The sequence below is a fragment of the Mesorhizobium sp. M0207 genome, from assembly GCF_040321995.1.
GTDB lineage: Bacteria > Pseudomonadota > Alphaproteobacteria > Rhizobiales > Rhizobiaceae > Mesorhizobium.
This window is the reverse complement of record NZ_JAMYSQ010000006.1, coordinates 138,616-159,779: the sequence shown is the minus strand read 5'-3', so window position 1 is coordinate 159,779 and position 21,164 is coordinate 138,616. Positions and strand designations below refer to the sequence as shown.

At 63.7% G+C, this 21,164-nt stretch carries 22 protein-coding genes; 15 read left to right on the top strand and 7 right to left on the bottom strand.

All coding sequences use genetic code 11. The annotated features are described in order from the left end of the window. Positions 1-165 precede the first annotated feature (165 nt). Positions 166-345: a hypothetical protein gene (locus NKJ15_RS11930; protein ID WP_352450114.1), complete on the top strand. Its 180-nt coding sequence runs from the start codon at positions 166-168 to the stop codon at positions 343-345. A 39-nt stretch (positions 346-384) separates the two neighbouring features. Here the strand turns inward: NKJ15_RS11930 and NKJ15_RS11925 are convergent, their stop codons facing one another. Continuing rightward, complete coding sequence (locus NKJ15_RS11925) at positions 385-1,257, bottom strand: 50S ribosomal protein L11 methyltransferase (RefSeq protein ID WP_352815440.1); 873 nt, start codon at positions 1,255-1,257, stop codon at positions 385-387. A gap of 11 nt (positions 1,258-1,268) precedes the next feature. Further along, positions 1,269-1,847, bottom strand: coding sequence for an SCO family protein (locus NKJ15_RS11920; RefSeq protein ID WP_352815438.1), 579 nt, complete (start codon positions 1,845-1,847; stop codon positions 1,269-1,271). A 205-nt stretch (positions 1,848-2,052) separates the two neighbouring features. Between NKJ15_RS11920 and NKJ15_RS11915 the strand changes: the two genes are divergently transcribed. The 3 genes from NKJ15_RS11915 (at position 2,053) to NKJ15_RS11905 (ending at position 3,881) form a co-directional block, all read left to right on the top strand. Beyond that, entirely contained in the window at positions 2,053-2,541 is a 489-nt protein-coding gene (locus NKJ15_RS11915) for a CreA family protein (RefSeq protein ID WP_502898861.1), read from the top strand. A 96-nt stretch (positions 2,542-2,637) separates the two neighbouring features. Continuing rightward, a complete protein-coding gene (locus tag NKJ15_RS11910; RefSeq protein WP_352815436.1) occupies positions 2,638-3,279 on the top strand; it encodes a DapH/DapD/GlmU-related protein in 642 nt (213 codons plus the stop codon). Positions 3,280-3,449: 170 nt separating this feature from the next. Next, positions 3,450-3,881: a low affinity iron permease family protein gene (locus tag NKJ15_RS11905; RefSeq protein WP_031211766.1), complete on the top strand. Its 432-nt coding sequence runs from the start codon at positions 3,450-3,452 to the stop codon at positions 3,879-3,881. Between the two features lie 69 nt (positions 3,882-3,950). On the opposite strand, the gene NKJ15_RS11900 is transcribed toward NKJ15_RS11905, so the two are convergent. Beyond that, positions 3,951-4,823, bottom strand: coding sequence for an SDR family NAD(P)-dependent oxidoreductase (locus NKJ15_RS11900; RefSeq protein WP_352815434.1), 873 nt, complete (start codon positions 4,821-4,823; stop codon positions 3,951-3,953). A gap of 129 nt (positions 4,824-4,952) precedes the next feature. Here NKJ15_RS11900 and NKJ15_RS11895 point away from each other — a divergent pair, with 129 nt between their 5' ends. Continuing rightward, positions 4,953-5,234: a hypothetical protein gene (locus tag NKJ15_RS11895; protein WP_029351415.1), complete on the top strand. Its 282-nt coding sequence runs from the start codon at positions 4,953-4,955 to the stop codon at positions 5,232-5,234. 7 nt (positions 5,235-5,241) lie between these two features. Here NKJ15_RS11895 and NKJ15_RS11890 read toward each other — a convergent pair whose 3' ends face one another. Next, positions 5,242-5,817: a TMEM175 family protein gene (locus NKJ15_RS11890; RefSeq protein ID WP_023676740.1), complete on the bottom strand. Its 576-nt coding sequence runs from the start codon at positions 5,815-5,817 to the stop codon at positions 5,242-5,244. A 156-nt stretch (positions 5,818-5,973) separates the two neighbouring features. Here NKJ15_RS11890 and NKJ15_RS11885 point away from each other — a divergent pair, with 156 nt between their 5' ends. Further along, positions 5,974-7,182 carry an MFS transporter gene (locus tag NKJ15_RS11885; RefSeq protein ID WP_352815432.1) on the top strand — a complete coding sequence of 403 codons (1,209 nt, stop codon included), beginning with the start codon at positions 5,974-5,976 and terminating at the stop codon, positions 7,180-7,182. A 9-nt stretch (positions 7,183-7,191) separates the two neighbouring features. Here the strand turns inward: NKJ15_RS11885 and NKJ15_RS11880 are convergent, their stop codons facing one another. After that, entirely contained in the window at positions 7,192-8,664 is a 1,473-nt protein-coding gene (locus NKJ15_RS11880) for an MATE family efflux transporter (protein WP_352767769.1), read from the bottom strand. Between the two features lie 191 nt (positions 8,665-8,855). Here NKJ15_RS11880 and NKJ15_RS11875 point away from each other — a divergent pair, with 191 nt between their 5' ends. Further along, positions 8,856-9,641, top strand: coding sequence for a L,D-transpeptidase (locus tag NKJ15_RS11875; protein WP_352815429.1), 786 nt, complete (start codon positions 8,856-8,858; stop codon positions 9,639-9,641). Positions 9,642-9,787: 146 nt separating this feature from the next. Here the strand turns inward: NKJ15_RS11875 and NKJ15_RS11870 are convergent, their stop codons facing one another. Further along, entirely contained in the window at positions 9,788-11,266 is a 1,479-nt protein-coding gene (locus NKJ15_RS11870; RefSeq protein ID WP_352815425.1) for an esterase-like activity of phytase family protein, read from the bottom strand. 248 nt (positions 11,267-11,514) lie between these two features. Between NKJ15_RS11870 and NKJ15_RS11865 the strand changes: the two genes are divergently transcribed. Genes NKJ15_RS11865 through NKJ15_RS11840 form a run of 6 tightly spaced genes read left to right on the top strand, consistent with a single transcriptional unit; the run spans position 11,515 to position 17,967 of the window. Next, complete coding sequence (locus NKJ15_RS11865) at positions 11,515-12,504, top strand: TIM barrel protein (RefSeq protein WP_352815423.1); 990 nt, start codon at positions 11,515-11,517, stop codon at positions 12,502-12,504. Between the two features lie 41 nt (positions 12,505-12,545). Beyond that, positions 12,546-13,604 carry a sugar ABC transporter substrate-binding protein gene (locus NKJ15_RS11860; RefSeq protein WP_352815422.1) on the top strand — a complete coding sequence of 353 codons (1,059 nt, stop codon included), beginning with the start codon at positions 12,546-12,548 and terminating at the stop codon, positions 13,602-13,604. A 56-nt stretch (positions 13,605-13,660) separates the two neighbouring features. Continuing rightward, the gene (locus tag NKJ15_RS11855) at positions 13,661-15,187 is read left to right on the top strand and encodes a sugar ABC transporter ATP-binding protein (RefSeq protein ID WP_352815420.1); all 1,527 of its coding nucleotides are present in this window, start codon (positions 13,661-13,663) and stop codon (positions 15,185-15,187) included. Between the two features lie 16 nt (positions 15,188-15,203). Next, entirely contained in the window at positions 15,204-16,181 is a 978-nt protein-coding gene (locus NKJ15_RS11850; RefSeq protein WP_352456543.1) for an ABC transporter permease, read from the top strand. Next, entirely contained in the window at positions 16,178-17,053 is an 876-nt protein-coding gene (locus tag NKJ15_RS11845) for a MurR/RpiR family transcriptional regulator (protein ID WP_023676730.1), read from the top strand. Before NKJ15_RS11850 ends, NKJ15_RS11845 begins: the two co-directional genes overlap by 4 nt. Then, positions 17,050-17,967: a ribokinase gene (locus tag NKJ15_RS11840; protein ID WP_352815418.1), complete on the top strand. Its 918-nt coding sequence runs from the start codon at positions 17,050-17,052 to the stop codon at positions 17,965-17,967. The genes NKJ15_RS11845 and NKJ15_RS11840 overlap by 4 nt, the downstream gene beginning before the upstream one ends. Positions 17,968-17,977: 10 nt before the next feature. Here the strand turns inward: NKJ15_RS11840 and NKJ15_RS11835 are convergent, their stop codons facing one another. Next, positions 17,978-19,003, bottom strand: a complete 1,026-nt coding sequence (locus tag NKJ15_RS11835; protein WP_352815416.1) for a LacI family DNA-binding transcriptional regulator — start codon at positions 19,001-19,003, stop codon at positions 17,978-17,980. Positions 19,004-19,199: 196 nt separating this feature from the next. Here NKJ15_RS11835 and NKJ15_RS11830 point away from each other — a divergent pair, with 196 nt between their 5' ends. Further along, on the top strand, positions 19,200-20,234 hold the full coding sequence (locus tag NKJ15_RS11830) for a Gfo/Idh/MocA family protein (protein WP_352815414.1): 1,035 nt from the start codon (positions 19,200-19,202) through the stop codon (positions 20,232-20,234). After that, positions 20,234-21,139: a sugar phosphate isomerase/epimerase family protein gene (locus NKJ15_RS11825; protein ID WP_502906894.1), complete on the top strand. Its 906-nt coding sequence runs from the start codon at positions 20,234-20,236 to the stop codon at positions 21,137-21,139. Before NKJ15_RS11830 ends, NKJ15_RS11825 begins: the two co-directional genes overlap by 1 nt. Positions 21,140-21,164 lie beyond the last annotated feature (25 nt).

The following is a 21,164-nucleotide window of genomic DNA, read 5'->3' as shown; positions in this document are numbered from 1 at the left end:
CATGACTTCGAAAATCGGAATCGATTTTCGGACCGATCGTTCCCGGTTGCTGCGTGTCTCTTTGCGCATGGACGCCATGCAGAATCGACGATTTCAAAAAGCGTCAGCGGAGCTTACCTTCTTAATGTGGAGGAAAAGTCCTGTTGCCCTGCAAAGGAGACCGTCATGTCCACGATTTCACCTAGACGCGGATTTTTCAAAAACGCTGTGAAAGCGCTGATCGAAGCTCGCCAGCGCGAAGCGAGCCGGTATGTAAGCGGCGTTCTGCTTGGCTTTGACGACGAAACGCTGAAAGCTCACGGCTACGATCGCGAACAGCTGAAGAAAGCGGCGAACTCGCGCTAAGTCCGAGCGGATTCCGGCTTGCGTTGAAGGCGTCGCGCCTCAGCGCTTGAGGTGAATCGTCACCCAGCCCTCGCGGTGCAAGGTGCGGATGTGCCGGAATTTCTGGCCGACATAGGCCGCGATTACCGCATCGCGCTGGCGCTCCAGGATGCCCGACAAAACAATCGAGCCACCGAGCGCGATATACTCCGCCATTTGCGGCGCCAGGCGCATCAGAGGCCGCGCCAATATGTTGGCGACGAACAAGTCGAAGGGCGCGCGCGCGGCAAAGATCGGGTGGTGGAATCCGGGCGCCGTCACTGTTTCGACGAGCCCCTTGACGTGGTTCAGCCGCGCATTGGCGGCGGCCACCTTGACGGCGACCGGGTCGATGTCGGTCGCCAGCACCGGTATATGCGCGAGCTTGGCCACCGCGATGGCGAGCACCGCGCTGCCGGTGCCAAGGTCGAGCGCGTTGCGCGGATGCTCGCGCCGTATGACCTGCTCCAGCATTTCGAGGCAGCCGGCGGTGGTGCCGTGATGGCCGGTACCGAAGGCAAGGCCGGCCTCGATCTCGATGGCGAGTTCGCCGCTGTGTCGCTTCCTGCGGTCATGCGCGCCATGGACGAAGAAGCGCCCGGCCCGCACCGGCTTCAATCCCTCCAGCGAGCGCGCCACCCAGTCGATGTCGGGCAGCGTTTCGCGCGCTATAGGCTTCGACAGCGACAGTCCGGCAAGTACATCCCTGAGCCGCGCCTCGACCGCATCGACGTCGTCGCCGGCATAGAGCGATACTTCGTGGATGTCGCGGTCCTCGTCGACCTCGAGCACTGCAATCGGCAGGCCCTCATCGTCGAACGCCGCACCAAGCGCCGCGAAAATGTGATCAGCCTCGATCTTGCCCGCGGTGAAATACAAACGCGTCTGCGTCATTACCGGATGTGTCAACCTTCCGCCGCCAGCCGTTTGAGCTTGGCGATGGCGGCGTCCGGGCTTTCGCCATAGGTAATAGTGCCGGCGAATTCGCCCTTGGCATTGAGCAGCAGCACCGAAGCGGTGTGGTCCATCGTGTAGTCGCCGTCGTTCGTGTCGACTTTCTTCCAGTAGATGCCGAAGGACTTGGCCATGGCGTGGACCTTATCCGGATCGCCTGATATGCCGAGGATGCGATCGGAGAAATTGCTGACATAGGTGTTCATGATTTCGGGCGTATCGCGCTCCGGGTCGACCGTAACGAAATAGGCACGCAGGTTCTTGCCGTCGTCGCTCATCGTCTTCAGCCAGCCAGCCAACTCGAAAAGCGTGGTCGGGCAGACTTCCGGACAATGCGTGAAGCCGAAGAAGACGACGCTGGGGTGGCCGCGAAACGCGGCTTCGGTGACCGGCGCGCCCTTCTGGTCGACCAGCGTGAACGGTGCTCCGAACGGCTCGCCGCCATAATGTCCGCGGTACCAGTCGAAGGTGAGCCAGCCGATGCCAGCGGCCATCAGGACGAGAATACCGACCAGAATTGAACGCATCATCAGTGAAGTCCGTCGTTATTTCCATCGGGCGCCGGGTTGGCGCCGTGAAGGCCCTGGCTTGGCGAACACTCTTAGCGGTTCGGTCGCGCCGACGCAAAGATGTCGCGTTGCCGCAACCGGCAATCCTGTGGGAGGCGATCTGCTTGCAAAGCGCTGCCGTTCGTCCCACCTGAGGTCGGCAAAATTCGAACCGCAGGAGGCCTCTTTGCGAAAACTGATTGGCGGCGTGTTAGCCGCATGCCTGGTCATTGGCGCCGGCGCGGCCGCCGCCGAGGAAGTCGGCAAGGTCGGCGTCGATTGGCTCGGCAACGATATCATCGTCGAGGCGATCAAGGATCCGAAGGTCGAGGGCGTGACCTGCCACGTCTCGTATTTCGACCGTGGCATGATCGACCGCCTGCAGAAAGGCAACTGGTTCGAGGACCCGTCCGATTCCTCGATCTCCTGCCGCCAGACCGGGCCGATCACCATTGGCGACATCGACATGAGCGAGGCCGGCGAGGAGGTGTTCAAGCAAGGCATCAGCCTGATCTGGAAAAAGCAGGTGGTGAACCGCATCTACGACAAGGCCAACGAGACGCTGATCTACCTGTCGCATTCGCGCCAGGTGCAGGATGGCTCGGCAAAAATGTCGGTCACCACCGTGCCGCTCTACGGCCAGAACGTAGTGTGGACCAGCGGCAAGCCGAAATAGAGACTGAAGGTGCTACGGGGGCCTTGGCGCGTCCAAGCGGATGCGCGGCGCTGCACTCGGCTTGCGAGACTTTGCGCGCGGGCGTAAAGCGCCCGCATGGACCGTCCCGAACATCTTGTCCTGAAAGATCCCGAGCCGCGCATCCACCCGACGGCGGAGCTGAAGGCGTGCAAGCTTGGACGCTATGCGTCGATCGGCGAGCGCGTCATCTTACGTGAAGTCATGGTTGGCGACTTCTCCTACGTCGAGCGCCACGCCGAGGCGATCTATACGACGATCGGCAAATTCTGCTCGATCGCCGCCAACAGCCGCATCAATGCGCTGGAGCATCCGGTCGAGCGGCTGACGCAGCACAAAATCAGCTATCGGCCCAACGAGTACTTCCGCTGGCTGGGTGTCGATCAGGCATTCCGCGACCGGCGGCGGGCGAGAGCCGTCAGCATCGGCCACGATGTCTGGATCGGCCATGGCGCCGTGATCATGCCGGGCGTGGCGATCGGCAATGGCGCGATCGTCGGTGCCAACTCGGTGGTGACGCGCGACGTGCAGGCCTATGCAATCATCGCCGGCGTTCCGGCCACGCCATTGCGGCAGCGCTTCAGCGCGGGAACTGCGGCCCGGATCGAACGTCTTGCCTGGTGGGACTGGCCGGTCGAGAAACTGGCCAGGGCAGTCCCCGACATGCAGGCCTTGCCCATCGAGGCTTTCCTCGACCGCTGGGAAAACGGCGCCCCCTGACTTCGGGGCGTATCTGCAAGCGGTCCGACGGCCTGCGCGATCTGCTCCTCCAACAATGTACCCGCGATCTTCCGCCACGAGGGAACCAGGAGCGGCTGCCAACTGTTTCTGCAGACACAATGAACTCGGCTTCCGTCCGGGTTCGTCGCCCGGCTGTTGAGGGAGTTTGAATGATTGAGAAGCTTTTCACCAGGATCGCCAACAACGTCGCCCATTTTGCCGGCCTGCCGCCGACGTTTGCCGTCTGTTTCCTGATCATCGTCGTCTGGGCGGCAAGCGGGCCGATGTTCGGCTTTTCGGACACCTGGCAGCTCGTCATCAACACCGGCACGACGGTCGTCACCTTCCTGATGGTGTTTCTCATCCAGAACACCCAGAACCGCGATGGCGCCGCGATCCAGGCGAAGCTCGACGAATTGATCCGGGTCAGCACAGCCCAGAACACCTTCATCGGTATCGAACACCTGACTGAGACCGAGGTCGAAGAGATCCGCAAGAAATGCGAACAGGCAGCGAAGCGGCATGATCAGAAGCTTGCCGAGTTGGCAGCCGAGAAAGCCATGGCGAAGAAGCGGAACACGAAGAAGCACGCAGCGGCGTGATATAAAGGTCCGGCGCATACCTGCGAAGATCGGATCCGATTCTTTGCTCTGGTGATCTTCGGTTCGGGATCATGCGCTGCGTGTCATGAATGCCGCGAAAGCATCCTTGTAGTCCGGATGCCAGCGCGACAGAGCAGGACGGTTCTCAATGATATCGCCAATTGCCCAGGCCATGCGCTTTTCGTCCATGGGCCGGGTCGCCTCGTTATCGGGACACAGGATGTAGAAATCGCCACGCAGCAGCGAGGCCAGCATGAAGTCGATGACCTGCTCGCCGGTCCAGGCGCCGGCCGGCTTTTCGGTCGCACCTTCGGTCAGGCCGGTAAAAGTGAACCCGGGAATGAGCAAATGCGCCGCGACATTGGCGCCGGGCTCGTTGCGCAGCGCGTGTGCAAGGCCCTCGGTATAGGTCTTCACGCCAGCCTTGGAGACGTTGTAGGCGAGGTTGCCGGGCGGCGTGGTGATACCTTGCTTGGAGCCGGTGTTGACGATCAGGCCGGGCTTTCCCGCCGCCAGCATGCGTGGCGCGAACGCCTCTACGCCATGGACGACACCCCAGAAATTGATGTCCAGCAGCCGCTTCCAGGCGTCACGGTTCTCCCAGGGCTTGCCGGGGTTATTGCCGACGCCGGCATTGTTCATCAGCAGCGACACGTCGCCGAAAGTGCCGGATGTCCGTTCGGCCAGCCGGTCGAGGTCTTCGGCCTTCGAGACATCGGTGGCGACGGCAAGTACGGCGCTCTGCCCGCCGATAGCAGCGACGGCGCGGGCAGCCTCATCAAGGCGTTCGCCGCCGATATCGGCCAGCACGATCTTCATGCCCATCGCCGCCAGCCGTTTGGCGGCGGCAAGGCCGATGCCGCTGGCCGCGCCGGTAATGACGGCGACATTGCCGGAGGCAAGTGCAGGCAGGGCGGTCTGGATCTCGGCGTCGGTGGTCATGATTTTCTCCTGTTCTGGCCGCGGCGAACTTAGCGCGGAAAAAGGCTCGCGCAAGCCGGTCCCGGCATCTTCGGGTTGACCGCATCGGCGGGCGCTGCGCATGCTGATATCGAAAAAGGAGACTGACGATTGACCGACTGGATCGAGATCCTGAAAGAACAGACCGCCACCGGCGACCAGATGAGCCGCGAAGTGCCGCAAATGCTTGCCAATCCCGACATCAGCGAAGCGCAAGTGAAAACGCTGTTTTCGGCGCTCGAAAAACAGGCCGAATTCGTCGAAAAGCTGCGCATGGCGCTGGAAAAATTCGGCCATGATTTTTCAGTGATCAAGGCGGCCGAGCGGCTGGAGGAGCGCTACGCCGACCTTGCCGCTTCGGTAGCGGAAAAGCTGAAAGCAATGCGAGGCTAGACGGGGCCTATTTCTCGATCAGCCGCTCGAAGCGTCTGTCCGGCACGAACCAGATCATCGCCACCAGGACATAGATCGAGACACCGATCCAGTGATTGACGAAGGTCAGCGCGATGGCGGAAAGATAGAGGACCAGCGAGATCTTTCCCTTGAGGTCATTGCCCAACGCCCTGGCGAAGAGAGTCTCGTTGCCGTGCAGTCGATGCAGGGCCATGGTGAGGATGTTGAAGCCGATGGCGCAGAGCGCCAGGTCGACGCCATAGACGGCAACCGGCACCGGCGCGAAATGGTTCTCACCCATGAAGGCTGTCGTCGCCGGCATCAGCGATAGCCAGAACAGCAGGTTGAGGTTCGCCCACAGCACGCGGCCGTCGACCCGCTGCACGGTATGGAACATGTTGTGCAAATTGTTCCAGTAGATGCCGACATTGATGAAGGACAGCACATAGCTGAGGAAGATCGGCCAGAGTGGTGCCAGCGCGGAAAAATCCTCGCCATGCGGCACCTTCAATTCCAGCACCATGATGGTGATGATGATGGCGACCACGCCATCGGTGAATGCCTCGACTCGTCCCTTGCCCATGAATCTCCCCTGACAATCCGCTGAAGTTAAAAGAGGATCTCGCTCAGCGCCATCGGCAAAGCTGCCAAACTTGTCAGGAGCAAGCCGGGGAGGGGGAACGGCTGACGCGAAAAAGGCGTTAGGATGTCAGATCCCGAACAGCAAAAGGTCGAAAAAATGACCGCTCACGCTCAAGTCATGACGCGCGATTACGAACTCGGCGGCCGCGTTGCAGCGGCCACCGTGGCCGCTATGATCGCGGCTCTTTTCGCCGGCAGCACGGCGCTGACGCCGCTTTACATCATCTACAAGCAGGTCTTCGGCTTCTCACAGATCACTTTGACGCTGGTCTACGCCGTCTATGTCATCGGCAATCTGGCGGCGCTGCTGATGTTGGGGCGTGTGTCCGATGTCATCGGGCGCCGTCCAATGGCATTGGCCGGGATGGCGGTGGCCGTGGTCAGCGCGGTGGTTTTCCTGTTCGCCGAAAATGTCGCATGGCTCGACATCGCCCGAATTCTGAGCGGACTGGGAATCGGCGTCGGCGCGGGCACCGGCACCGCCTGGCTCGCCGAATTGCTCCCGACCGACGACAAGTCACAGGCGGCGACGATTGCCACCAGCACCAATTTTCTCGGCCTCGGCCTCGGTGCGCTGGGAGCCGGGTTGCTCGCCGAATACGCGCCTTGGCCGCTCAGGCTGACATTCGTCGTCTACCTGGCGATGCTCGCGACTGTAACCCTGCTGGTCTGGCGCACGCGGGAAACCGTTTCGCGGCCGGGGAAACTGGCTGACGTTTCGATGCGGCCGCGCCTTTCCGTGCCCGATGCCATCCGCGCAAATTTCGTTGCGCCGGCGGTGACCGGCTTTGGCGCAATGGCGCTGGTCGGCTTTTATGCAGCACTCGCACCGAGCATTTTGGCGCAGCAACTGCAGGTAACCAACCATGCCGAAGCCGGCGCTCTGTTCTTTGAATTGGCGATCGTGACGGCCGCCACCATTGTAGCGACGGCACGTCTTTCGAGCCGAGCCGCGATGTTCGCGGCGCTTGCGCTGATGATCCCAACCGTCGCGCTGATTGTTGCGGCGCAGGTCTTCGCCTCGATGACCATAATGATTGCCGGCACCGCCTTGTGCGGCGTGGCGGCAGCGCTCGGCTATCGCGGCGGCTTGCAAGTGGTGAACGAGATCGCGCCGGCGGACCGGCGCGCCGAAGTCGTCTCGGCCTTCTTCATCTGCTGTTTTTGCGGCAACGCGCTGCCGGTCATCGGCATCGGCGTTCTGTCGACGGTGGCAGGTGCGACCGCGGCAAGCCTGGCCTTTGCCGGCATGATTGTCGTCTTTTCCCTGGTCGCTCTCGGGTTTGGCGCGAAATACGCGCGCTGAGCCGACCTTTCAGCCGTTCGGTGTCTCGGGCGAAAGGTGCGCGCGCTGGCGCGGTACGCCGAGGCCGGTATCCGGCGGTTCGCCGGCAGCCGGCCGGCTCTCGATCATGTGCAGGCTGCGCCAGCGGCCGAAGCGATAATAGGCCGCGGCCAGCACGAGCGAGGTTACAGAGCCAGCCGGAAAGCTCCACCACAGAGCTTCCTCGCCGATCACGCTTCGGAAGAAATAGGCGAAGCTGGTGCGCACCAGCAGCACCGAGATCACCAGGATGATCAGCGGCGGCATCACCGCGCCGGTGGCACGCACGGTGGCGAAGAGCACGATGGTGATGCCGAACAGGATGAAGGACCACGACGCGATCTTGTTAATGTGAGTGGCGATGTCGATTGCTGCACTGTCGCTGCCAAGGAAGAGGCTGAGCACCGCGCGATCGAATACGAACAGCAGCGCGACGAGCATCCCGGTGAGCACAAGGTTGAAGCCGACGCCGGAGGTGGCGATGCGTCCAATCCGGTCCCAGCGCCTGGCGCCGACATTTTGCGCCGCCATGGACGACACCGCGGCGCCGATGGCGAGCGCCGGCATCTGGATATAGGTCCAGAGCTGTGCGGCTATGCCGTAGGCAGCCGCGACCTGCGAGCCGTACGAGTTGACCATGCCCATCACCGTCAGCGCCGCGGCCGAAACGACGATCATCTGCAGGCCCATCGGCACGCCCTTGAAGACGACGATGCGCAGCAGCGCCGGGTCCGGCCGCAGCAGAGCGAGATTAGCGCCGGCCAGCCGCAGCGGGTGCTTGCGCGCATAAAGCACGATCAGGATGGCAACCACGCTTACCGTCTGGCCGATCAGCGTCGAGGTGGCCGAGCCGGCGATGCCGAGTTCGGGGAACGGGCCGATGCCGAGGATGAGCAACGGGTTCAAAACGACGTCGAGCATGACGGCCAGCGCCATAAAAAGGAAAGGCGTGCGCGAATCGCCGGCGCCGCGCAGCACCGTCATGACGAAGGACAGCAGGTTCATCATCGGCACGGCGAGGAAGATGATGCGCAGATAGGAGCGCGCCAGCGGCAACGCGTCGGCCGGCGTGCCGAGCGCATCGAGGATCGCATCGACCCAGATCCAGCCGCAGACCGCGAACACCACCGAGACGAGGAAGAAGAAGGTGGCGCTGGTTCCGACGATGCGCCGGGCTTCGGGCAGGTCACGAGCGCCGACGGATTGTGCGACCAGGATGGTCGCCGCCATGCCGATGCCGAACACGGTGCCGAGGATGAGAAACAGCACGAGGTTGGCATTGGACGTGGCGGTCAGCGCCGCTTCACCGAGGAAACGGCCGACCCACACGGCATTTATCGAGCCGTTGAGCGACTGCAGCACATTGGAGCCGAGCACCGGCAGGGCAAACAGCAACAGGGTGCGCGGGATAGGCCCACTGGTGAGGTCGCCGGTCTGCCGGCGCGGGGGCATGTTGTCGTCCATGGCAGGCAACTCGGCGAAGGCTTGTCTGAGTCCGCAATGATTGCCGATTTAACGGGAGAGGTCGATGCGGCGCTGTAAATTCCGCCTGGCGTGCCTTGATCTAAGCATTTCTCAACCTTCCGGAATCGTATATTGATCCCGCACGCGTGGGGCCGCATTTTCCTGGATCTCATGGGTAGGCCGGGGGGCTCATGTCCGATATTCCGTTGTTTTTTGAGCGCCTGAACCGGCGCGCCTTTCTTGGTGCATCCGCTCTGGGCGCGGCCTCCGTGGCTCTTTCGTCGTGCACTACGACGGACGTGGCGGCGCCGGTGCCCGCGGCACCAAGCGATCCGGCTTTCGGCGATGCCGCAAGCATGTATGGCGCGCGCATCGACGAGGGCTATCAACTGCCGGCAATCCCGGTAGCCAAGGTCGATCCGAAATTCGTGCGTCAAATCGTGGCCGACCCGACTGGAGAAAAACCCGGCACGATCGTCGTCGATACTTCCGAGCACTTCCTCTATTTGGTGCGCGACGGCGGCAAGGCAATTCGCTATGGCGTCAGCCTCGGCAAGGCCGGTTTCGGATGGACCGGCAGCGCCGTGGTTCAGGCGAGGAAGAAGTGGCCGGTCTGGACGCCGCCGCCGGAAATGATCCAACGCCGGCCGGAACTGGCGAAATACAAGGACGGCATGCCGCCCGGCCCGCAGAGCCCGCTTGGTGCCCGCGCGCTGTATCTCTTCCGTGACGGCAAGGACACGATGTATAGGCTGCACGGCACGCCGGAGTGGGATTCCATTGGGAAGAACGCTTCCTCCGGCTGTGTGCGCTTCATGAATCAGGACATTATCGACCTCTACAGCCGCGTCGACGGCGTCGCGCCGGTCTTCGTGCGCCCGAACCTGTCGGCCGCCGGGAAGATCGCCGCCGTGTCGAACAGGACGGCCGAGCCGATCGATGCCGGCGTGCCAAAGGACGCGGAGATGTTGAGGTAAGTGCCTTCGACTGGATCGTCAGTCGCAGGTTTTGCAACGCACCAGGACTCCGTCCTTGCGCGGGCGAGCCGCAACTGAAGGGCACGACCGCTCAATCGCGCCAGCTCAGGCGGACGCGTTCCGCGCGTCCGCCTGTATGGGTGCCGCTACTTCTTGGCGAGGCCTGGGAGCGTGACCTGATAGACCAGGAACATGGTGTCGACATCGGCGCCATCCTCGGCCTTGTAGGCCGCGCCTACCTGGAAGCCGTCCTGCGTGAGGAAGTCATTGTCATTGGCGACGAACAGGAAATAGTCGTCGGGCAGTGTCGGATCGAGGACGCTCACCACCGACATCGCCTCCCACTTCTCCGAAAGGTTGTTGCGGTCGTTGGGCGCGCCATTGTGCAGCCCGAAGCGGCCGAGCTCGGTCTTGTCGTTGATGCCAATGAGCGGCGTCAGCTTGGCCGGCGTCACCGATGGATCGAGCTCACCCTTGGGCGCCAGCGGCTTGTCCTTGTCGAATTCTGTGCCGGCGACATCGGTTGCCGCAGACAGATCGACGACGCTGATCTCGCGGTGGAGCGAGGTGTCGCCCTTCAGCCCCTGGCCATTGCCGCTGTCGCGCGCCAGCATCAGGAAGGTCTTGTCCGACAGCGCCACGATTTCGCTCTGCGCGGCGATCTTGGTTTTGCCCTTGGCATCGGTGAACACCGGCAGCGGCACGACATATTCATGCGCGAGCTTGAGCTGGCCGGGATCCGAGGCATCGTAGACCAGCGCGCGCGTGTTCTGACGCGTCGAGGCGGAATCGCCGCCATCCTGCCTTGGGGCCGACTGCAGCACGGCAATCAGGAACTTCCCGTCCGGCGTCAGTGCCATGCCTTCGAGGCCCTGGTTGTTCTGACGGCCGGTTTCGGGATCCTTCGGATCCGGGTCTGCCGCGCCAAGTCCCGGATTGTTGGAAGCAAAGTCTGGCGTCCCGTGACGCATCGGGACAAGCGCCGCCGGCGGCTGCGTTGCCGACATCAGACGCCCATCGGCGGAGAAGCGGTAGATGTTCGGACCGTATTCGTCCGAGATGAACATCGTGCCGTCGGGCAGCCGTGCGATCGCTTCGTTATCGAGCGCGAGCTTGCCGTTGGCTTCGGGCAGGATCGGCATGTCGTCGGTCGCGGCACGCACCCCGTTGAGCGGATCGAGGCCGGTTGCGTCGGCGCCCTTGTCGTCGGTCAAAAGCATGGTGTCGGCAAGCGTCGCCTTGAGGCCCGATTGTTCCTGGCCGGTGGCCGGCACTGCACCCGGCGCGATCGGGGCGAACTCGAGGGCGATCGTGTTGAGGCGCGGGCGGTAATCGGTGGTACCGACGACATTGTAGCCGCGGTCCGGCAACAGCCATAACGAGCCCTTGTAGCCATCGGCGCCATGTGTCCAGCCGGCAGCGTCGATCGACATGCCCGAGCCGGAGCCAAACGTCTCGCCGAACTTGTCCTTCTGGCTGGCCGGGATGCGGCCGACACCGACCAGGCCCTTGTTGACGAAGCCGACGCCGCCGACGGTCGCGGCGTTTTCTGCCAAGGCCGGGGTCAAGGCGGTGAACATCGCCAGCGCGACGGCGAGGGACGCGGTTCGGAGCAGGTTTTTCATGGATATCCTCTTTTGAGACAAAGCTGCCGGGATCTGAAAAAGCGCCGCGTGGCATCGAGGATGCCGCGAAAGCCTTCGGAGAAGCGATCTAGGACGCGAACATGATACTTGCGTGACAGTGCCGCGCTTGCTTGTCCCCCGTGGTCGCAACTGGCCTGGGTATGGCGAATTCGTCGTCGCCGAGCGAGCAATTAACAACTTTACAAATAATCGTTCTAATGTAAAGTTATGACAAGGGAAGGTCCCCGATGACTGCCTATCGTTTCGCCACCCGCCTCAATTCCTTTGCCTCGCGGCCACAGTCCGAGTGGCCCGATCTTGTCGGCAAACCGTCCATGCTGCAAATGGCGGCACGTGCAGCGAAGGTTGCGGAGTTGACCGATCTCGACCTCAACTTCCCCGACCATGTCGATGAAAAGCCTGCGGAAATAGCGCGCAAACTCGGCGATATCGGGCTTTCCATCAATGGTTTCGCCATGCGCTACTATTCCAATCCGGCTTTCAAGCTCGGCGCCTTCACCAACCCGGATCCTGCCATTCGCCGCGAAGCCATCGACCTGACCAAGGCCGGCATCGACGCCACCCGCGAGGCGGGCGCCAGCCTGATGACCTTGTGGCTCGGGCAGGATGGCTTCGACTATGCCTTCCAGGTGGACTACGCAGCGCTCTGGCAACACGAAATCGATGGCATTCGTGAAGTTGCGGCGCATGATCCGGGCTGCCAAATCAGCCTTGAATACAAACCCAACGAGCCGCGCTCCTACAGCCTGATGCCAGATGCGGCGACTACATTGCTGGCGATCCGCGAGATCGGCCTGCCCAATCTCGGCGTGACGCTCGATTTCGCCCATGTGCTCTATGCCGACGAGCAGCCGGCCTTTGCCGCAGCACTCGTGGCGCGCCATAGCAAGCTGCTCGGCGTGCATCTCAACGACGGCTACGCCAAGCGCGACGACGGCCTGATGGTCGGCGCCGTGCACACGCTGCAAACGATCGAGCTGCTCAGGCAGATCCGTCGAGACGGCTATGCCGGCGCCATCTACTTCGACACGTTTCCCGATATGACCGGGCTCGACCCGATCCACGAATGCGAAGTCAACATCGCGACCGTCAAGCGCATGCTGCGCGTCGTCGATCGGCTGGACGGGGACAACCGCCTGTCAGCCGCCGTCGGCCGTCAGGACGCAGTCGCGTCGCAGGCCATCATCCAGGAAGCCATGCTCGGGCCGGACAGCTGAGGCCGGCGGCATAGACCGTTTTTCAACAAGGGAGGAAGATCATGAAATTTCTACTTGCCATCGCTGCCGCTGCCCTGATGGCGCTGTCCATCGACTCGGCTTTTTCCGCGGACCTCGCGCCGCTCAATTCCGACACCGAGAAGGATCGCATCGACTGGTCGCAGCTCGAGGCCAAGTTCGGGGCGTTCCCCAAGCTGCCCGAGGGTACCAAGGCGGGTGCGGTCTCCAAGACGCTGACCAATGAATACTGGCGCTCGCTGGGAGAGGGCTACAAGTCGTTCGGCGACCGCATCGGCGTGCCCGTCGTCTACCAGGCAGCGCAGAGCGAGGGCGACCAGCTCGGCCAGCTCACCATCGCCGAAGGCCTGGTCACACAGGGCTACAACGTGTTGCTCGTCTCGCCGCAGACCGACTCCAACCTGCAGCCGATCATGGAACAGGCCAAGGCGGCCAACGTGCCGGTGGTCAACGTCAATGATGCTGTCATCCCGCAGGCCGAGCATTATGTCGGCAATGTCCAGCGCGACAATGGCGTGCGCGTCGCCAAATGGTTCATCAAGAACCGGCCGGACGGCGGCAAGGTCGCCATCGTCGAAGGCCAGGCCGGCGTCTACGCCGCCGTCCAGCGTACCGACGGTTTCAAGACCACGATCACCGAGGCCGGCAAGTTCGACGTCGTCGCCAGCGTCCCCGGTAACTGGGATCGCCAGACCTCCTACGACGCGGCCACCAACATCCTGCAGCAGCACCCCGACCTGATCGGCTTCTATGCCAACAATGACGGCATGGCGCTGGGCATCGTCGAGGCGGTCAAGGCTGCCGGGCTGCAGGACAAGGTTGCGGTCTTCGGCACCGACGGCATCTCCGACGCCTATGCCTCGATCCGCGCCGGCGAGCTGACCGGCACCGTCGATTCGTTCCCGGTGCTGACCGGCGAGGTGGCGCTGGAATCGGCGCTGCGGCTGGTGGCCGGGCAGAAGCTGCCGCGCGTCGTTGCCACGCCGCAGGCGCTGATCACCAAGGACAATGCCGACCGTTACTCCGGTGGCGGCGATGCCGTGCGCAAGGCGCTGCTCGAGGACGCGGCAGCGGGCCAGTAGAGCAGGGCCGGCAGGTGCCGGCCTTGGGTCGGCACCTTGCCTGGAGAACCGAAGCAATGTCAGCGCGGCTGCAATTCGAGGACATTTCCAAAGAGTTTCCGGCTGTGCGGGCGCTGAGCGAAGTGTCGTTTTCGGTCGGCGCCGGTGAAATCCATGGCCTGCTCGGTGAAAACGGCGCCGGCAAATCGACGCTGCTGCGCATATTGTCAGGCGTCTACCGGCCGACGGCGGGAAGCGTGCTGATCGACGGCAAACCGGTGACGCTGAACAACCCGGTCGCGGCGCGCGCCGCCGGCGTGGCGATGATCCATCAGGAATTACAGCAGGTGCCACGCCTCAGCGTCGCCCAGAACATGTTCCTCGGCCATCCGTTGACGCGCGGCGGCGTCTTCGTCGCACGGCGCGAGCAGGAAAGCCGCGCTGCGGAAGCGCTGGCCGCCATCGACCCGACCATCGATCCGGCAGCCCCGCTTGGCTCGCTGAAGGTGGCGCAGCGGCAGATCGTCGAGATCGCCCGGGCGCTGCTCGACCGCGCCAGGATCGTGGCGATGGACGAGCCGACGTCGAGCCTCACGCCGAGCGAGTTCGAACGGCTGGCGGAAGTCATTGCCGGTCTGGCACGCGACGGTGTCGCCGTCATCTATGTCTCGCACAAGCTGGACGAGGTGTTCGGCATCTGCGAGCGCGCCACTCTCATGCGCGACGGCGTTGTGGTCGAAACCGTCGATCTCGCGCAGGTGTCGGAAAAGGCCGTCGTTTCGATGATGGTCCGCCGCGAGCTTGCCCAGGAACAACACCGCTCGCATGCTTCCCCCGAGATCAGGCTGAGCGTGCGTGGCCTCGCCTCGGCAACCAAGGTCCGTGACGTTTCGTTCGACCTGCATCGCGGCGAGGTGTTGGGCATTGCCGGCCTGGTCGGGTCCGGCCGCACCGAGCTGCTGCGGCTGCTGGCCGGCGCCGACCGGACCTCATCAGGCGCAATAGAGATCGACGGCAAGGCGGTAAAGCTTTCCAGTCCGCGCGACGCGATCGCGGCCGGAATCGGCCTGGTGCCGGAGGAGCGCAAGCGCGAAGGCATCGTGCCGTTGCGGTCGATCTCCAGCAACATGGCGCTGGCCTCGATGGGCGTGTTCGCGCCGCGCGGCGTTATCGATCACAAAAGGCTGAAACGGGTCGCGGCCGAGAAGATGAAGCGGGTCAATCTCAGGCCGTTCCTGCTCGACCGGCCAATTCGGCTGTTCAGCGGCGGCAACCAGCAGAAAGCGATCATCGGCCGCTGGCTGGCGGCGGGAACGCGGATCCTTCTGTTCGACGAGCCGACGCGCGGCATCGATGTCGGCGCCAAGGCGGAGATCTACCACCTGATCGAGGAACTCGCCGCCGAAGGCCATTCGGTAATCGTCGTGTCGTCCGAACTCCCCGAGGTGATCCGGCTCGCCGACCGCGTGCTGGTCATGCGCGACGGCACGGTCGCCGCCGAACTGGGCCGCGCAAGTCTCAGCGAACAGGCGATCGCCGCGTACGCCATACCCCAAACGGAGATTGAGGCCGGCAAGGCGCAAGGCCATCGGGCCGGTGCATAACGGACAGGACCAGCGGATGACCGATATAACCCAACACACAGCAGCGCGCCCAAGGGCAGATTTCCTGCACCGGTTTTCCGTGCGCGACGCCGGCACGCTGATCGGCCTGGTGGTGATCCTTGCCGTCTTCGGGGCGCTGGTCCCCGGCTTTTTTGCCGAGCGTAACCTTATCAACATCCTGCAGCAGTCGAGCATCAATGCCTGCCTGGCGTTGGGCATGACGCTGGTCATCATCTCGGGCGGCATCGACCTGTCCGTCGGGCCGACGGCAGCCCTTTCGGCGGTCATCTCGGCCTCGATGCTGGTTGCCGGAGTGCCGTTTCCGCTGGCCATCGCCGCTGGCTTCGCCATCGGCCTCGCCTGCGGACTGCTCAACGGCGTGTTGGTTGCCTATGTCGGGCTGCAGCCCTTCATCGTCACGCTGGGAACGCTCAGCACCTACCGGGCGCTGGCGCTGATCTATACCGGCGGCAATCCGGTGCTCGGCCTGCCTGCCGGCTTCCGTGCCATCTTCAACGGCTCGCTGTTCGGATTGCCGTTGGCGGTCATCATCGTGGCCGTGGTCGCGCTGATTGCCTGGATCATCCTCAAGAAGACACCGTTTGGCGAATATCTGCTCGCCGTCGGCGGCAATGAGGAAGCGGCCTACATAGCCGGCGTGCCAATCGCCCGCACCAAGATCGCCGCCTATATGATCTCGGGCCTGCTGGCAGCGCTTGCAGCGCAGATCCTGATCGGCCGGCTGGGTGCCGCCGAACCCATTCTCGGCAATCTCTGGGAGCTCGACGCCATAGCAGCGGCGGCGATCGGCGGCGCCTCGCTGATGGGCGGCAAGGGCAGCGTCGTCGGCACCATCCTGGGTGCCGTCATCCTTGGCAGCATGCGCAACGGCCTGACGCTGATGAACGTGCAGTCCTTCTATCAGCTCCTGGCAACTGGCCTTATAATCCTCGCCGCGATGCTTATCGATCGCGTGACGAGGGGACGTGGATGACCTTGACCGGGCTGGATCTAAAAGCAGTAGGACCGCGCATCCGCATGATGATGCCGCATCTGACGCCGCTCGAGGCGAAGGTGGTGGAAACCGTCTTCGGACGGCGCGGCTTCGACGAGACCATACCGCTCAAGCAAATCGCCGAGGAGGCCGGTGTTTCAGAGGCGATGGTGGTCAAGATCGCCAAGAAACTGGGTTTTTCCGGCTATCGCGATTTCCGCACGGCGGTCTATGAATACAGTCGCCTGCCGACCGCCGAGATGCATCAGGAGCTGTCGGTGGACGACAGTTCGGCCGAGATCGTGCAGAAGGTGTTCCGCACCTCTATCCAGGCGCTGGAGGAGACGCTCGCCATCCTCGACATGGACGATTTCGACCGTGCCGCCGATCTGCTTTACCGCGCCAGGAATCGCGATTTCTACGGCGTCGGCGGCTCGGCGCAGATCGCACGCGACGTTTCGCACAAATTCCTGCGCATCGGCATCCGCACCTCTGTCTACGACGATTCGCACATGATGCTAATGTCGGCCTCGCTGCTCGGCGCCGACGACATTGCTGTCGGCTTCTCGCATTCCGGCAACACCAGCGCCGTCATCGACGCCATCCAACTTGCGCGCAAAAGCGGCGCGCGCACGCTGGCCATCACCAACTATGACAACTCGCCATTGGCAGCCGTCGCCGACATCGTGCTTTGCTCGACCGCGCAAGGCTCGCCGTTGATGGGTGAGAACGCAGCGGCGCGCATTGCCCAGCTCAACATTCTCGACGCGCTGTTCGTGGCGGTCGCGCAACGCGACTACCAGGCGGCGGAGCGCAATCTCGGCCGCACCATGTCTGCGGTGACGTCGAAACGGAAAGACAAGGGCACATGACGGCTTCCCCGCCGCTGGTGACCGTATTCGGCAGCCTGCATTACGATATCATGGTCGAAGCCCCCGATCGCCCGCGCAAGGGCGAAACGGTCACCGGCCATGCCTGGCATCCGAAATGCGGCGGCAAGGGCGGCAACCAGGCGGTGTCGGCAGCGCGGGCCGGCGTGCATGCGGCGATGATCGGAGCTGTCGGCGACGATGATTTCGGCCGCGCGCTTCTCGACAATCTCGATCGCAACGGCGTCGACCAGCGCTTCGTGGGAGTGGCTTCGGGCGCCGGCTCGGGCATGAGCGTAGCGATTTTCGACGACAGCGGCGACTATGGCGCGGTGATCGTCTCGGGCAGCAATCTCACTCTCGGCGAAAAGGACATTATTGAGGCGGCCGAGTTGATGGCGCAAACGGCGGTTCTGCTGCTGCAAAACGAGGTACCGGAAGCCGCCAACATTGCCGCGGCGCGAGCGGTGAAGGCGCATGGCGGCCGCGTCGTTCTCAATGCGGCGCCGGCGCGAAAGCTGACAGCCGAACTGATCGCGCTGACCGACATCGTCATCGTCAACGCCATCGAGGCGGAGTTCCTGGCCGGCGTTTCGGTCGTCGACACGCTCGAGGGTGCTGCGAAGGCGGCTGGCATGCTCGTCGGTTTCTATCCGGCTGCAATCGTCACGGCCGGCGGCGAGGGCGTTGCCTATCGCGACCGCGACGGCCAGGCATTCGCCTTGCCGGCGATGCCGGTGGAGGTGGTCAGCACCCACGGTGCCGGTGATGAATTCGTCGGCGCCTTTGCGGCGTGGCTTGCGCGTGGAGAGCCCGTCGAGGCGGCACTTGGCGCCGCCAACGCCGCCGCTGCCTCGCTGGTCGCAACGCCGGAGCGCGAGCGCGGGGGTCTTGATCAATCTGAGCCTGCTCAGTGAGCGCCGCGATTCAATCGCTGTCGCGCGCGATCAGTTCCAGCGGCCAGACTTCACGGATGATGCGTGCGCCTTCGGCGCCGGCGTAAGCCGGGATCGATGCCAGCAGCATTTCGGCCAACCGCTCGCCCATCGGCTCAAGCGCCGGGCGGAAGCCGGTCAGCGCCGGGGAAAAATAGCGGCAGAGCGGGGTGTCGACGATGACGATCACCGCGATGTCGTGGCCGGGCTTGATGCCCGCCTCTGCCAAAGCCTTGCAGCCGCCAAGCGCCATCGCGTCGTTGTTGAAGATGATGGCGGTCGGCGGGTCCTTGGAGCGCATGACCTTCGGCGTCACCGCGTAGCCGCCGGCCTCGTTGATGAAGCCGTCGGCGATCAACTCGGGGTCGAATTCGATGCCGTGCCGCCGCAACGCCTTGCGATAGCCGGCGAGGAACAGATAGCCGAAATTGAGGTCGAGCGATGGGCGGATGGCGGCGATGCGGCGGTGACCGCGCGCGACGAGACGATCGACCGCGTCAGCCCCGGCTTTTTCGAAATCGAGGTCGAGCGAGGGATAGGAATCGCCGCCGGAGCGGCTGCGGCCGAGCGTCGCGAACGGGAAACCGGCCTGGGTCAAATAGTCGATGCGCTCGTCCTCGCGCCGCGTCCAGGCCAGCACCACGGCATCGGCCCGCCGCGTCTCGACGACACGGCGCAGGCGCTCCTGCTGATAGTCGCCCGGCGCGCCCATCACCACGATCAGGTCGAGGCCGCTTTCGGCGAGCTTGGCCTGCAATCCGGTCAGGAACGGAATGAAGAACGGCTCGCCATATTCCTGGTCGCCCGGATGAGGCTGCAGCATGAAGGCGATCGAATGGGTGGCGCCGCGCCGTAGGCTGCGGCCGGACTGGTTCGGCGAATAATTCAGCTTCTTGGCCGCATCGAGCACGCGCTGGCGTGTGTCGGCATTGACGTCGGCGCGGCCGTTGAGCGCGCGCGACACCGTGCCGATGGAAATATTCAGGTGACGTGCAAGGTCGTGAATGCTGGACGCCAAAGGACAGTTCTCCCCCTTGCTTGGCTAGCACCGGCTGCTCTCCGGGCCAAGCCGACGCCACGATTTTTCACAGCCGGCCAATTGACATTCTACGCCATCGGGTGTGTTCTCGTAAACGTTTACGGAAGAACGTTTGCGGCTCTGCCGTGAACGCCGTGGCGATCGGTCTGGAGGGGCCGAGAGGGAGGAGTGCTGGATGATCAATGTCGTCCTGGTCGGCTGCGGCGCGATGAGCAAGGCCTGGCTCGATGCAGCCAAGCAGATCGACGGGCTCGCCATTGTCGGCCTAGTTGATCTCGACGCCGAAAGGGCGCGGGCAAGGGCGCGCGAATACGAGCTTTCCGGCGCCGTCATCGGAACCGAGCTCGACGCCGTGCTCGACCAGACCAGGCCCGCCGCGGTATTCGACGTCGTGGTTCCCGCCGCCCGCCGCGAGGTCGCGCTTTCCGCCTTTGCCCACCATTGCCATCTCTTGACCGAAAAGCCGCTCGCCGACAGCCCGGACAATGCGCGTGCCATTGTCGAGGCGGCCCGCAGCGCCGGCCGCATCCATGCCGTCGTGCAGAACCGCCGCTATGTCGCCAATGTCAGGCGCATCCGGCGCTTTCTCGATTCCGGCGCCATTGGTGCGCCAACCAGCATCCACGCCGATTTCTTCGTTGCGCCGCATTTCGGCGGTTTTCGCGAAGAGATGCGCCATGTGCTGCTGCTCGATATGGCGATCCACACATTCGATGCGGCCCGCTACATGGTGGCCGGCGAGCCGGCCGGCGTCTATTGCCAGGAGTGGGAGCCGGCCAATTCCTGGTATCGGCAAGGGTCGTCGGCAACTGCAAGCTTCGACCTCGGCGGCGGCAAGCTGTTCACCTATGCCGGCAGCTGGTGCGCGGCCGGCTTCCGCACCAGCTGGGACAGCACATGGCGCATTGTCGCCGAGCGCGGCAGCATTGTCTGGGACGGCGAGGACGGGTTGAAGGCGGAAGTCGTGCGGCCGGTCCGTGAAGGTCTGTTCGACCGCACTGAACCGATAGCCGTGCCGCCGCTCGACCCGGCCGATCGCGTCGGCGGCCATCTCGGCATCCTCCAGGATTTCGTCCGCGCCGTCGAGACCGGCACCGAGCCGGAGACGCGCGGCGCCGACAACATCAAGAGCCTGGCCATGGTTTTCGCTGCGATCGAGAGCGCCGAAACCGGGCGCCGGGTCGCTATCGCTCAACAGGAAGGATCATGATGCCAAACCCGCTGCTCGACATCAGGATCGGCACAATGGTGCGGGCCAATCTCGACGACCCGGCCGCCTATGTCAGGCAGATCCTGCCGCTCGGCTTCGAGAGCATCCAGCCGTTCTTCTGGCAGACGCTGGGCGGCAAGGACATTCCGCGGCTGGCGGGCGAGATCCGCGAGGCGATCGGCGATGCCGATGTCATCGTCTCGTCGATCGGCGTGTTCGGCAATCCGCTGGAGAGCGGCGAGATCGATCGCGGCGTGCTCGAGGCGTGGGAAACGATCATCGACGACGCGCATCTGTTCGGCACCAATGTGGTCAGCGGCTTTACCGGCCGCATCCGCGGCAAGCCGCTGCCCGACAGCCTGCCGCGCTTCCGCGAGGTCTGGGGGAAGCTGGCAAAGCGGGCCGCCGACAAGGGCGTGCGCATCGCGTTCGAGAACTGCGCCATGGACGGCAACTGGGCCAGCGGCGACTGGAACATCGCCCACAATCCGGACGCCTGGGAGCTGATGTTCAACGAATTGCCGGACGACAATCTCGGCCTGGAGTGGGAGCCCTGCCACCAGCTGGTCTATCTGATCGATCCGATCCCGCAGATCCGCAAATGGGCGCCGCGTATCTTCCACGTCCACGGCAAGGACGCGACGGTGCGCTGGGACGTGATCCGCGAACATGGCGTGTTCGGCCGCCTGCCGTTCGTGCAGATGCGCACCCCTGGCTTCGGCGATAGCGACTGGACGCGGGTGATCAGCGAGCTGCGGCTGGCCGGCTACAAGGGCGCCATCGACATTGAGGGCTGGCACGACCCGGTCTATCGCGGCGATCTCGAGATCACCGGCCAGGCGCGTGCGCTGGACTATCTCCAACAATGCCGGGGAGGCGCGAGCTACCTGCCGAACCCGGTGTGAGGCTAATGCATGTCGCGCAAAAGTG